The sequence below is a fragment of the Mycobacterium terramassiliense genome (assembly GCF_900157385.1).
In the GTDB taxonomy this organism is placed as follows: domain Bacteria; phylum Actinomycetota; class Actinomycetes; order Mycobacteriales; family Mycobacteriaceae; genus Mycobacterium; species Mycobacterium terramassiliense.
Genome location: NZ_LT717701.1, coordinates 683,603 through 695,922, shown reverse-complemented (window position 1 = coordinate 695,922; position 12,320 = coordinate 683,603). Strand labels below are relative to the sequence as shown.

Sequence of the window (12,320 nt, the reverse complement as noted above, 5' to 3'; positions counted from 1 at the left end):
TCAGCGCACCACGATGGTGTGCTCGCCCCGCGGCACCAGCTCCCCGATGACCGGGGCGCCGGGGATCTCGCCGGCGATCAGCAGGCCGCCCGAGGTTTGCGCGTCGGCCAGCAACAGGGCCTCGTCCTCGCCGACCCCCGACAGGTCGGCGTGCGGCGCCACCCAGTCGAGGTTGCGCCGCGTGCCACCGCTGACGTAGCCGGCCGCCAGGGCGTCCCGCGCGCCGTCCAGGTAGGGCACCGCCGCGGCGTCGAGGATCGCGGTGACGCCGCTGGCGCGCGCCAGCTTGTGCAGGTGCCCGAGCAGGCCGAATCCGGTGACGTCGGTGGCGCATTCGACGCCGGCGGCCAGCGCCGCGGTGGCCGCGGCGGCGTTGAGCGTGGTCATGGCCTCGATCGCCTGCTCGAAGCGCTCACCGGTGGCCTTGTGCCGACTGTTGAGCACACCGATGCCCAGCGGCTTGGTCAGCGACAACGGGACGCCGGGCCTGCCGGAGTTGTTGCGCAACAACCGGTCCGGGTCCGCGATCCCGGTGACGGCAAGCCCGTATTTGGGCTCCGGATCGTCGACGCTGTGCCCGCCGGCGAGGTGGCAGCCGGCCAGGCCACACACGTCCAGCCCGCCGCGCAGCGTCTCCGCCGCCAGCTCGAAGGGGAGCACCTCGCGCGGCCAACCCAGCAGGTTCACCGCCACCACCGGTCGCCCGCCCATCGCGTACACGTCGGACAGCGCGTTCGCCGCGGCGATGCGACCCCAGTCGTAGGCGTCGTCCACCACCGGGGTGAAGAAGTCCGTCGTCGCGATCAGCGCCATGCCGTTCGCCAGGCGCACCGCGGCCGCGTCGTCGCCGTGGTCCAGCCCGACCAGCAATTCGCCGAGCGGATCCCGCGGCGCGCCCGCCCCCAACCCGCGGACCACGTCCTCCAGCTCCCCGGGCGGGATCTTGCACGCGCAGCCGCCGCCATGGGCGTACTGGGTCAGTCGATAGCTCACGGATACATAATTGTCGCCATGGTCCGAGGAGGCGTGTCCGGTCTGGTGACCGGCGCGGTCTTCAAAACCGTCGAACGGCAGACGCTGCCGCTGGCGGGTTCGATTCCCGTCCGCCTCCGCCATACTCCGTCGGTCCCGACATGAGCGACCCGCGCCGGCGGGTGCCGGGTACCGACACACTGCTCGCCGATCCGCGCCTCGCCCAGGCCGAGCGGGTGTTGGGCCGGGCGCTGGTCAAGTCGGTGATCGCCGACGCGCAGCAGCGGGCGCGGGCCGGGGAGATCGAGCCCGAGCGCGTCGCCGAATGCGCGGTCGCCGCGCTGCCGCCCACCGCGTCGAGCCTGCGGCCCGTCATCAACGCCACCGGGGTGGTGGTGCACACCAACCTGGGCCGGGCGCCGCTGTCTCGGGCCGCGGTGGACGCGGTGGTCGCGGCGGCGGGCACCACGGACGTCGAGTTCGACCTCGCGACGGGCCGGCGCGCGCGGCGGGGCCGCGGGGCGCTCGGCGCCCTGGCCCGGGCGGTGCCCGCCGCGGGCGGCGTGCACGTCGTCAACAACAACGCCGCCGCGCTGCTGCTGGCCGCCGTCACGCTGGCCCCGGACAAGGAGATCGTGCTCAGCCGCGGCGAGCTCGTCGAAATCGGCGACGGCTTCCGCATCCCCGAGCTGCTGGCGTCCACCGGATCGCGGCTGCGCGAGGTCGGCACCACCAACCGCACCAGCGCGCGCGATTACGCCGACGCGATCGGGCCGGACACCGGTTTCGTACTGAAGGTGCATCCGTCGAACTTCCACGTCACCGGGTTCACCTCGGCGGTGAGCGTGGCGGAGCTGGCCGAGCTGTTGGGCGAACGCCACGTTCCGCTGGTGGTCGACATCGGCTCCGGGCTGCTGGCCCCGCATCCCGCGCTGCCCGACGAGCCGGACGCGGCGTCGATGCTGGCCGCCGGCACGAACCTGGTCACCGCGAGCGGCGACAAGCTGCTGGGCGGGCCGCAGGCCGGCCTGCTGTTCGGCGACGCCGGGCTCATCGAGCGGCTGCGCCGCCACCCGTCGGCGCGCGCCCTGCGCGTCGACAAGCTCACCCTCGCCGCGCTGGAAGCGACCCTGACGGGCCCGCCGCCGCCGGTGCACGAGGCGCTGGCCGCGGACGTGCTGCGGCTGCGGGCGCGCGCCGAATCGCTTGCCGCTCAGTTGCCGGGCGCACTGGCGGTCGATTGCGTGGCCGCCGTCGGCGGCGGCGGGGCGCCGGGCGTCGAGCTGCCCAGCGCCGCCGTGAGCCTGCCCGAGTCCTACGCCGCCGCGCTGCGCGCGGGCAGCCCGCCGGTCGTCGGTCGCATCGAGGCCGGCCGGTGCCTGCTGGACCTGCGCACCGTGGCACCGGAGGACGACGCGCCGCTGGCGGCGGCGGTGCTGGCGTGTTCGTCCTAGCCACCGCGGGGCACGTCGACCACGGCAAGTCGACCCTGCTGCACCGGCTCACCGGCATGTGGCCCGACCGGCTGGCCGAGGAGCAACGCCGGGGCCTGACCATCGACCTGGGCTTCGCCTGGACCGAGATCGGCGGACGTCAGCTGGCGTTCGTCGACGTGCCGGGCCACGAGCGGTTCGTGGCCAACATGCTGGCCGGGGTGGGAGCCGTCCCGGCCGTCGTGTTCGTGGTGGCGGCCACCGAGGGCTGGATGCCGCAGTCCGAAGAGCACCTGGCGGCGCTGGACGCCCTCGGGGTGCGCCACGGGCTGGTGGTGATCAGCAAGGCCGACCTCGCCGACCCCGGTCCGGCGGTCGCGCAGGTGTCCGAGCGGTTCGCCGCCACGTCGCTGGGCGACGCCCCCGTCGTGATCGGCACCGACCTGGACCGGCTGCGGGCCGAACTGCTGGCGCTGACCGACCGGCTGCCAGCGCCGGACCCCGGCGCCGACGTGCGGTTGTGGGTCGACCGGTGCTTCACCGTCCGGGGCGCGGGCACGGTCGTGACCGGCACGCTGGCGGCGGGCACGGTGCGGGCGGGCGACGAGCTGGAGCTCGCCGGGCGCCGCGTCACCGTCCGCGGGCTGCAGTCGCTGGGCCGCGGCGCCGACGCGGTGGGCCCGGTTTCCAGGGTGGCGCTCAACCTGCGCGGCGTGGATCGCCGCGACGTCGGCCGCGGGGATGCCGTTCGGACGCCGGGAGTATGGCTGGACACCGCGGAGATCGACGTCGGCCTGCGATCACCGGGCGCCTTGCACCGGCAGCTCGTGCTGCACATCGGGTCCGCCGCGGTGCCGGTTCAGGTGCGCCGGCTCGGTGCGACGGCGGCGCGGCTGCGCCTGGGCAGGCCGCTGCCGTTGCGGGTCTCGGACCCGCCGGGGCTGCGCCGCCGGGGTGCGGCCCGCGACCGCGCCGCCGACCTGGCAACGGGCCGCGCCCGCCCGCCCGACTGCGCCCGGGCGGCCGAACTGCGGGCCATGGGCCTGCCGGCGCATGGGCAGCGGGTGGGCGACTGGGTGGTGGACCCCCGGTGGTGGGCCGAACGCCGCGACTGCGCGACCGCGGCCGCGCGGCGCTGGGCCAACGAGCACGACATCGCGGCGGGAATGCCGCTGGAGGCGCTGCGCCAGCGCGTCGGGCTCCCCGCGGCCGAACTCGTGGCGCCGCTGCTCGCCGGCACCGGCCTCGAGGTGGTCGACGGGTTGGTGCGCCCGCCCGGGGCGGGCCTGCCGCCCCGCGTCGACAAGGCCGTGCGCGCGGTCGAGGAGTGGCTGGCCGCCGAGCCCTTCCGCGCGCCGGAGGCCGACGAACTGGCCGACCTGAAGCTCGGGCCCCGCGAGCTGGCCGCGGCGGTGCGCGCCGGCCGACTGACCCGGATCGCCGACGGTGTCGTGCTGGGACCCGACGCGCTGGACCGAGCGGCCGGGGTCCTCGCCACGCTGCCCCAACCGTTCACCGTGAGCGAGGCGCGCCGGGCGCTGGGGACCACCCGGCGCGTCGCCGTGCCGTTGCTGGAGCAGCTCGACGCCCGGCGTGTCACCAGCCGGGGCGGCGACGGCACCCGGATGGTCGTCTGATCAAGCGTATCTACTCGGATATGGAACTTGTTGTGGCGGAGTCGGTTTCGTGTTGCAGGATCAACTCGAGTTGGGAGAGGGTGGCCGCCACCGTGACGAACGGCTGCGCCGCCTCGACCGGTTCGACTTGATCGATCGCCTCGGCGCGCAGTGCCCGGGCGACTTCCCCGGCCATGGGCCGACTTGCCGCGTCGCTGCGCCCCGAGGCCTGCTGGGTGACGAATTGCAGGTGCTCCTTCAATACGGCCCGGGCGGCTGGGTAGGCCCCGCTCGGCGGCAGCGTCCTGACGTCGGCGACCATGTCGGCCGCGAGGCGCAGCCAAGTGGCCCGGTTGGCGGCCCGCACCACCGGGGTCCGGAGGTCGGCCCCGCTTCCCGTCTCCGAAAGGTAGTGGCGCACAGCGTCATCGACTCTTCGACCGCCCACGAGCGCGTCGTGACTCAGGGCCGCGAGGTGGCCGTCAGCCCCCTCCGCTCCCTCCGTTCCCTGCGGGGGATGCTGCGGGCGGTCCCGGACGACGCGCAGCACGGCCACCTGGAGATAGCGCACGTTGACGTCGACCGCGGCGCCGATCAACGAGGCCACCGCGGCCGTGGCTCCTCTGGGCCACAGCAGCAGCGACACGGCCATGCCGACGGCCGCGCCCATCGCGATGTCTTCGATGCGCAACAGGCCGACGTGCCAGCCGGCGGGCGCAGTGAGGTTGAGGATCACCAGCAAGCTCAACGCGCTCATGGCTTGAGCGGCGGTAAAGGAAAGGAACCGCGGCAGGTAGGTCGACCCGAAAACGGTGACCGGCACCAGCAGCCACAGCACCGCCGGTACTGAACCGACGGCCCCGACGAGCACACCGCCGAGGGCGATTCCCAGCGTGGTACCCGCAACCGCTTGAAACACTTTGGTTCGGGTGCTCAGGGCGCTGCTGCTGAGCACCACCATCGTTCCCACCACGACCCAGAAGCCGTGCTCCACCAGATGCAGATGCGTGACGGCGACGGCCAGGGCCAGCCCCACCCCCATGCGGAGGCCATTGTGTGCCGCAACGGAACGGGCGGCCAGAAACCCGGTCACGATCGTGGCGCCGGCGGCGGTCTCCGATGACAGCCGGTCGGCGAATCCGGTGGGTGGCAGTTGTAGGCCGAGGGCCCGTGCCCACACCGGCCGGGCGTCGGCCGCCGCGGCCGCGGCGATGACCCTGCCCGTCAACGCGATGGTTGTCGTGATGATTCGGCATCCAAGCAGCAGCCGACCGGTCTCGATGGCCGACGCGTCGTCTTTGGCGCCGAGAATCAGTGCCACGTCCTCGCGGTAATTGTGACGTGCCGACGACCGCAATCGGGGCAGCGCCTCATCGAGAACGGCGCGATTCGCGGCGCGATCGGGCAGTTGCGAGGCGTCGAGCAACCGGGCGCAGCTGCGCAGGACGTCGACAGCCGCCGGTGCCACGGCCCCCAGTGTCACCCCGGTGTCGTCGTCAACCAGGTCGGCGACCAGTTCGAGAACGTCGACGACGCGGACCAGGGCCCGGCTGCCGGCGCTCAGGCCGACCGGTCGAAAACTGGCGGCCAGGAAATTGGCGCGCAGCTCGTCCATGGCCGCCGCCACGTCTTCGGCCGAGCCGACACCCTCGATCCGGTCGGCCAGCGCGCCGCACACGAGTGCGACGTGACGGCGCAGGGCGCCGTAGTGCCGTGGCGGGAGCAAATACAGCGCAGCCGGGACGCATATCGCGACGGCGATCAGCCAGCCCAGCAACCGCTCGCCGACGGGCCCGACCGGTGTGCAGACCGGCCAGACGTAGCACAACAGGGTCGCGCGCAGGCCGGCCGACATCGTCGCGCTGAGCATGCCGGCCAGCACCACCGCCACACCGAGGAAAAACATCAGTGTCACCGCCAGCGGTGCGATGGGAGCCACCAGCGTGCCCAGGGTGATCAGGACGAAACCGTTGACGGCCAAGCCGAGGTAGGCCACCGCGCGCTGCTGGCGGTTGCCCGGGAATTCGGTGACCACCAACAGCCAAAAAGCCCCGAGCAACGCGTACAGCGGTACCGCCTTGCCGCCCACGACGCCGAAGGCGAACCCGGCCGTCGCTGGCACCATGATCGCCGCGCGGACGGCGCGGCGCAGCCCGTCGCGCTCCGGATCCGTGTCACGAACCACCTGCATCGCGCGCCGGATCGGCGAGACCCGGGTCAGCATGAGTGGATGATAGGGCCGTTACCCGGCGGCGGTCGCGTCGAGACCGCCGCCCCGCGCGCTCGGCCGCCGGATTCCCCAGCGGCACAGGGCAATTGGCCCTACAGGCGCTCTTTCACCGCCGCCGAGAGCCGCGCGCCGTCGGCCTTGCCGGCCGCGATCGCGGTGGCCGCCTTCATCACCAGTCCCATCTGCTTCATGCCCGGCCGCTCCCCGATCTCCTCGGCGACCTGCGCGATCGCGGTGTCGGCGACGTCGGCCAGCTCGGCCTCGGTGAGCGGCGTCGGCAGGTACTCGTCGATGATCCGCGCCTCGGCGTGCTCGTTGGCCGCCAGCTCACCGCGACCGTTTTGGGTGTAGATCTCGGCGGCCTCACCACGCTTCCGGGATTCCCGGGCCAGCACCTTGATGACGTCGTCGTCGGAAAGCTCGCGAGCCTGCTTGCCGGAGACCTCCTCCGTCTGGATCGCGGCCAGCAGCATGCGCAGGGTCGCGGTTCGCAACTTGTCCTGGGCCTTCATCGCCTGGGTGAGGTCGGCCCGAAGCCGGGATTTGAGTTCCGCCATGCCTGAGACGCTACGCGCCGGGGCGCCGGTCGAGATTGTGAAATGCCCGGACCGCCGACAGGATGGAGCCCATGACGAACGACGGGCCCGGCTTTACAGGTCGCGGAACACAGTGACCGCGCCGCCGCCCGGTTATCCGGTTGTGCCCCCGCCCGGTGAGTATGCGCCGGGCGGTTATGCGCCGCGGGCGTACGGCCCGCCACCGGGCTACGGCCCCCCACCGGGCTACGGACCGCCACCGGGCTACGGACCGCCGCCCGGCTACGGCCCGCCACCGGGATATGGACCGCCACCCGGGTACGGCGCCTCGCCCGGCTACGGCTCACCGCCCGGCTACGGGCCCCCACCGGGATATGGACCACCACCCGGATACGGCCCGCCGCCCGGCTACGGGACGCCCTACGGCCCGCCGCAGTTGGTTCCCGGAGCGATCAAACCCGGAATCATCCCGCTGCGCCCCTTGACGCTGAGCGACATCTTCAACGGCGCGGTCGGCTACGTCCGGGCCAACCCCCGGGCGACGCTGGGACTGACCGCGACGGTCGTGGTGCTCATGCAGCTGATCTCGCTGGTGGCGACGTTCGGCCCGTTGGCCGCCTACGGCAGGATCACCATCGCGCGCTCCAACGAGCTGAGCGGCGGCATCGTGGGCGCCTGGATGGCGTCGATGGGCGCCGGGATGCTGGTCACCTGGCTCGGCGGCATGCTGCTGTCCGGCATGCTGACCGTCATCGTGGGCCGGGCGGTGTTCGGATCGCCGATCACCATCGGGGAAACCTGGATCAAGATCCGGGGGCGCCTGGTGCCATTGCTCGGGCTGGCGCTGCTGGAAGCCGCCGTGGTGGCGGTTCTTTTCGGGCTGGTGGCGGTTGCTATCGCGCTATTTGCCGTCGCCGGCGGCGCGGCGCTCGCTGTGCTGCTGGGCCTGCCCTTGGTGTTCGCGGTGATCGCGTTGCTCGTCTACCTGTACACCGTGGTGCTGTTCGCGCCGGTGCTGATCGTCCTCGAGCGGCTGCCGGTCTTCGACGCGGTCGCCAGATCGTTCGCGCTGGTCCGCAACGGCTTCTGGCGGGTGTTGGGGATCCGGACGCTGACCTTCATCGTGGCGTCGTTCATCGGCAACGCCGTCGCGGCGCCCTTCGCCATCGGCGGGCAGATCCTGCTCGCCGTCCTGACCCCGTCCACGGGGGGGCTGCTGCTGAGCACCGCGATCGCGGCGGTCGGCACGGCGATCGGCCAGATCATCATCGCGCCGTTCAACGCCGGTGTCATCGTGCTGCTCTACACCGACCGCCGGATGCGGGCCGAGGCGTTCGACCTGGTGCTGCAGAGCGGCGCCGCCGGCGGGCCCTACGCGGTCGAATCCACCGACAACCTATGGCTGACCCGGCCGGCTTGAGGACCCACTGACCGTGCCTTCCATCGACATCGACCGCGATGCCGCCCATCAGGCCGCACAGATCGAGCTGAACAAACCGATCTACTCCAAGGGTTCCGCGGCCCGGCAATTCGCCGACTGGGTCAACGAACTGTTGTACCGGCTGCTGGAAAAGACCGCGAAGATACCGGGCGGATGGTTCACCACCACCGTGCTCCTCGTCCTGCTGGCTGTCGCGGTGGTGGTCGGCATCCACATCGCACGACGCACCATGCGCACCAACCGGGGCGGTGATTACCTGCTGTTCGAGGCCGGCCTGCTCACCGCGGCCCAGCATCGCGCCACCGCCGAAAGCTATGCCGCAGAGGGAAATTGGTCGGCGGCGATCCGGCACCGGCTGCGCGCCGTCGCGCGCCAGCTCGAGGAGACCGGCGTCCTGGAACCGGCTCCGGGCCGCACCGCCAACGAGCTGGCCCGAGACGCCGCCGCAGCACTCCCCCACCTGGCCGACGAATTGTCCCAGGCGGCAACGGCATTCAACGACGTGACGTACGGCGAGCGGCCCGGGACCGAGGCAGCCTACCGGACGATCGTCGCCCTCGACGATCATCTGCGGTCGCGCGCACCGAGCCCACCGGCGATGGCGGGCCAGCCGGCGGCAACCGAAGCATGGGCGCAGGTCCGGTGATGGCGACCGTCGCGGCGCGTCCGCCAGCCGGGGCCGCGCGGCGCTGGAGGCCATGGGCCTGGGCGGTCGCCACCATCGTGGCGCTCGCCGCCATCGCCGGCATCGGCGCCTACCTGACCGCACCGCGGCCCGGCGACCGGATGGACCCGGAATCGACGCTGCCCGACGGGGCGCGCGCGCTGGTGACGCTGTTGCGCGACGGCGGCGTCGAGGTCGTGGTCGCCGACACCATCGCCGATGTCGAACGCGCGACCAGGCCCGGCACGCAGATCCTGGTGGCACAGAGCCAATTCCTCACCGACACCGCGCTGCTGGACCGGTTGGCGAAGGTCCCCGCCGACCTGCTGCTGGTGGAACCCACGGCGCGCACCCGGGATGCGCTGATGCCGGGCGTGCGGAAGTCGGTCGGGAGCATTGCCTTTGACAGCAACCCCAATTGCACCCTGCGCGAGGCCAATCGCGCCGGGACCGCCCGCTTCGGACCGAGCGACACCTACCAGGCCACCGACTCCCGGACCATGACCAGCTGCTACGACGGGGTGCTGATCCGCTATCGGGACGACGGACGGACCATCACCGCCGTCGGCAACACCGACTTCATGACCAACGGCGGCCTGCTGCAGGCGGGAAATGCCGCGCTGGCGATGAACCTCGCCGGCGATCGGCCCCGCCTCGTCTGGTACGCACCGCACCGCGTCGAGGGCGAAACATCCACGCCCTCATCGGTTTTGGATCTGATTCCCCAGAACGTCACCTGGATCGTGTGGCAGCTGTGCCTGGTCGTACTGCTGGTCGCCCTGTGGAAGGGCCGCCGCCCCGGACCGCTGGTGGCCGAGGAATTGCCCGTCGTGGTGCGGGCTTCGGAGACCGTCGAGGGTCGCGGCCGGCTCTACCGCTCGCGCCGGGCCCGCGATCGCGCCGCCGCGGCGTTGCGTACCGCCACCGTGCAGCGGCTGCTGCCCAGGCTCGGCCTCGGCCCGGGCGCACCGCCACCGGCGGTGGTGGCGACCGTGGCCCAGCGCACCGGCGCCGACTCGGGATTCGTCTCCTATCACTTGTTCGGGCCGCCCCCGGCCACCGACCAGGACCTGTTACACCTCGCCCGTGCGCTCGACGACATCGAAAGGCAGGTCACACACACGTGACGCAACCATCCGCCACCCAGACGCCCGCTACCGATTCGGCGCGCGAGGCGCTGCTCGCGTTGCGAGCGGAGCTCGCCAAGGCCGTCGTCGGGCAGGAGGGAGTGGTCAGCGGCCTGGTGATCGCGCTGCTGTGCCGCGGCCACGTGCTGCTGGAAGGCGTTCCGGGAGTGGCGAAGACGCTGCTGGTGCGGTCGCTGGCGGCCGCGCTGCAGCTGGAGTTCAAGCGGGTGCAGTTCACCCCCGACCTGATGCCGGGCGACGTGACGGGCTCGCTGGTGTACGACACGCGCACCGCCGCGTTCGAATTCCGGCGGGGTCCGGTGTTCACCAACCTGCTGCTGGCCGATGAGATCAACCGCACCCCGCCCAAAACCCAGGCCGCCCTGCTGGAGGCCATGGAGGAGCGCCAGGTCAGCGTGGAAGGCGAAGCCAAGCCGCTGCCCGACCCGTTCATCGTCGCCGCGACGCAGAATCCGATCGAATACGAGGGCACCTACCAGCTGCCCGAAGCCCAACTGGACCGCTTTTTGCTCAAGCTGAATGTGGCGTTGCCGGCTCGCGACGCGGAGATCGCCATCCTGTCCCGGCATGCGCACGGATTCGACCCCCGCGACCTGTCGGCGATCAAGCCGGTGGCCGGACCGTCCGAACTCGCCGCAGGACGCCAAGCGGTGCAACAGGTCCTGGTCGCCGACGAGGTGCTGGGCTACATCGTCGACATCGTCGGCGCCACCCGCTCCTCCCCCGCACTACAGCTGGGAGTGTCGCCTCGCGGGGCGACGGCGCTGCTGGCCACCGCCCGCTCCTGGGCGTGGCTGTCCGGCCGCAACTACGTCACCCCCGACGACGTGAAGGCCATGGCCCGCCCGACGCTGCGGCACCGGGTGATGCTGCGTCCGGAGGCCGAGCTCGAAGGGGCCACGCCCGACGGCGTGCTCGACGGAATCCTGGCGTCGGTGCCGGTGCCCCGCTAGTGATCCTGACCGGGCGCACCGGGCTGGTGGCGTTGATCTGCGTCCTGCCCATTGCGGCATCACCCTGGCCCGCAAGGGCTTTCGTCGTCCTGCTGCTCATCCTTATCGCACTCGTGATCGTCGATGCGGCGCTGGCGGCCAGCCCCCGCGCACTGCGCTATGTCCGGTCGCCGGACTGCTCGGCGCGCCTGGCGCAGCAGGTGGACGTCGAGCTGGTGATCCACAACGACGGCGGCCGCCGGTTCCGCGGGCAGGTCCGCGACGCCTGGCCGCCCAGCGCGCGCGCCGAACCGCGCAGTCATGCCGTCGGCATCGGCGCCGGCGAGCAGCTGCGCGTGCAGACACGGCTGCGACCGGTTCGCCGGGGCGATCAGCGCGCGGCGCTGATCACCGCCCGGTCGGTCGGGCCGCTGGGGCTGGCCGGACGGCAGGGTTCGCGCTCGGTGCCGGGCCAGGTCCGGGTGCTGCCGCCGTTCTTGTCGCGCAAGCACCTGCCGTCGCGGCTGGCCAAGCTGCGCGAGATCGACGGCCTCCTGCCGACGCTGATACGCGGGCAGGGCACCGAATTCGACTCGCTGCGTGAGTATGTCGTCGGGGACGACGTGCGCTCGATCGACTGGCGCGCGACCGCGCGGCGCGCCGACGTGGTGGTCCGCACGTGGCGGCCCGAACGCGACCGGCGGGTGGTGATCGTGCTCGACACCGGGCGCACGGCGGCGGGTCGCGTCGGTGTCGACCCGACGGCGGCCGATCCGGCGGGCTGGCCCCGGCTGGACTGGTCGATGGACGCCGCGCTGCTGCTGGCCGCGCTCGCATCCCGGGCCGGCGACCACGTCGACTTCCTCGCCCACGACCGGGTGAGCCGCGCCGCCGTGTTCGGCGCGTCACGCACCGAGCTGCTCGCCCAGCTGGTCGAGGCGATGGCACCGCTCCAACCGGCCCTGATCGAACCCGATTGGCGCGCAATGGTCGCCGCCGTGCTGCGGCGCACCCGGCGGCGTTCGCTGGTGGTGCTGCTGACCGATCTGAACGCGACCGCGCTGGACGAGGGGTTGATGCCGGTGCTCCCCCAACTGTCGGCCAAACACCACGTGATGATCGCCGCCGTCGGCGACCCCCGCGTCGACGAGATGGCGGCGGGGCGCTCGGACGCGGCGGCGGTCTACGACGCGGCCGCCGCCGAACGCTCCCGCAACGACCGGCGCGCGATCGCCACCCGGCTACGCCACAGCGGAGTGGAAGTCGTCGACGCGCCACCCGCCGAGATCGCGCCCGCCCTCGCCGACCACTACCTGGCGATGAAAGCGACTGGCCGGCTTTAGCTTTC

10 protein-coding genes and 1 tRNA gene are annotated in these 12,320 nt (G+C 72.5%); 8 read left to right on the top strand and 3 right to left on the bottom strand.

The window, feature by feature from the left end; translation table 11 throughout:
- Positions 1–993: a selenide, water dikinase SelD gene (gene selD / locus MTAB308_RS18040; RefSeq protein ID WP_077100974.1), complete on the bottom strand. Its 993-nt coding sequence runs from the start codon at positions 991–993 to the stop codon at positions 1–3.
- A 27-nt stretch (positions 994–1,020) separates the two neighbouring features.
- On the opposite strand from selD, the gene MTAB308_RS18035 reads away from it, so the two are divergent.
- From MTAB308_RS18035 to MTAB308_RS18025, 3 genes are all read left to right on the top strand, one after another.
- A tRNA-Sec gene (locus tag MTAB308_RS18035) sits at positions 1,021–1,115 on the top strand.
- 18 nt (positions 1,116–1,133) lie between these two features.
- On the top strand, positions 1,134–2,426 hold the full coding sequence (gene selA / locus MTAB308_RS18030; RefSeq protein ID WP_077100972.1) for an L-seryl-tRNA(Sec) selenium transferase: 1,293 nt from the start codon (positions 1,134–1,136) through the stop codon (positions 2,424–2,426).
- Positions 2,414–4,042: a SelB domain-containing protein gene (locus MTAB308_RS18025; protein WP_077100970.1), complete on the top strand. Its 1,629-nt coding sequence runs from the start codon at positions 2,414–2,416 to the stop codon at positions 4,040–4,042. The genes selA and MTAB308_RS18025 overlap by 13 nt, the downstream gene beginning before the upstream one ends.
- Positions 4,043–4,052: 10 nt before the next feature.
- On the opposite strand, the gene MTAB308_RS18020 is transcribed toward MTAB308_RS18025, so the two are convergent.
- The gene (locus MTAB308_RS18020; RefSeq protein WP_077100968.1) at positions 4,053–6,245 is read right to left on the bottom strand and encodes an FUSC family protein; all 2,193 of its coding nucleotides are present in this window, start codon (positions 6,243–6,245) and stop codon (positions 4,053–4,055) included.
- 98 nt (positions 6,246–6,343) lie between these two features.
- Positions 6,344–6,808: a GatB/YqeY domain-containing protein gene (locus MTAB308_RS18015; RefSeq protein ID WP_077100966.1), complete on the bottom strand. Its 465-nt coding sequence runs from the start codon at positions 6,806–6,808 to the stop codon at positions 6,344–6,346.
- Here MTAB308_RS18015 and MTAB308_RS18010 point away from each other — a divergent pair.
- The 5 genes from MTAB308_RS18010 to MTAB308_RS17990 are packed head-to-tail and all read left to right on the top strand — an operon-like array spanning position 6,807 to position 12,315.
- A complete protein-coding gene (locus tag MTAB308_RS18010; RefSeq protein WP_216823678.1) occupies positions 6,807–8,207 on the top strand; it encodes a DUF7847 domain-containing protein in 1,401 nt (466 codons plus the stop codon). The genes MTAB308_RS18015 and MTAB308_RS18010 overlap by 2 nt on opposite strands.
- A gap of 13 nt (positions 8,208–8,220) precedes the next feature.
- On the top strand, positions 8,221–8,874 hold the full coding sequence (locus tag MTAB308_RS18005; protein ID WP_077100962.1) for a DUF4129 domain-containing protein: 654 nt from the start codon (positions 8,221–8,223) through the stop codon (positions 8,872–8,874).
- Positions 8,856–10,019, top strand: coding sequence for a DUF4350 domain-containing protein (locus tag MTAB308_RS18000; RefSeq protein WP_173842204.1), 1,164 nt, complete (start codon positions 8,856–8,858; stop codon positions 10,017–10,019). Before MTAB308_RS18005 ends, MTAB308_RS18000 begins: the two co-directional genes overlap by 19 nt.
- On the top strand, positions 10,016–10,993 hold the full coding sequence (locus tag MTAB308_RS17995) for an AAA family ATPase (protein ID WP_077100960.1): 978 nt from the start codon (positions 10,016–10,018) through the stop codon (positions 10,991–10,993). The genes MTAB308_RS18000 and MTAB308_RS17995 overlap by 4 nt, the downstream gene beginning before the upstream one ends.
- Positions 10,993–12,315 carry a DUF58 domain-containing protein gene (locus MTAB308_RS17990; RefSeq protein ID WP_077100958.1) on the top strand — a complete coding sequence of 441 codons (1,323 nt, stop codon included), beginning with the start codon at positions 10,993–10,995 and terminating at the stop codon, positions 12,313–12,315. Before MTAB308_RS17995 ends, MTAB308_RS17990 begins: the two co-directional genes overlap by 1 nt.
- Positions 12,316–12,320 lie beyond the last annotated feature (5 nt).

Bases quoted from the DNA above. Each gene is read 5' to 3' on its own strand.
- selA (WP_077100972.1), top strand. From the start codon at position 1,134: ATGAGCGACCCGCGCCGGCGGGTGCCGGGTACCGACACACTGCTCGCC.
- MTAB308_RS18020 (WP_077100968.1), bottom strand. From the start codon at position 6,245: ATGCTGACCCGGGTCTCGCCGATCCGGCGCGCGATGCAGGTGGTTCGT.
- MTAB308_RS18010 (WP_216823678.1), top strand. From the start codon at position 6,807: ATGCCTGAGACGCTACGCGCCGGGGCGCCGGTCGAGATTGTGAAATGC.
- MTAB308_RS18015 (WP_077100966.1), bottom strand. From the start codon at position 6,808: ATGGCGGAACTCAAATCCCGGCTTCGGGCCGACCTCACCCAGGCGATG.
- MTAB308_RS18000 (WP_173842204.1), top strand. From the start codon at position 8,856: ATGGGCGCAGGTCCGGTGATGGCGACCGTCGCGGCGCGTCCGCCAGCC.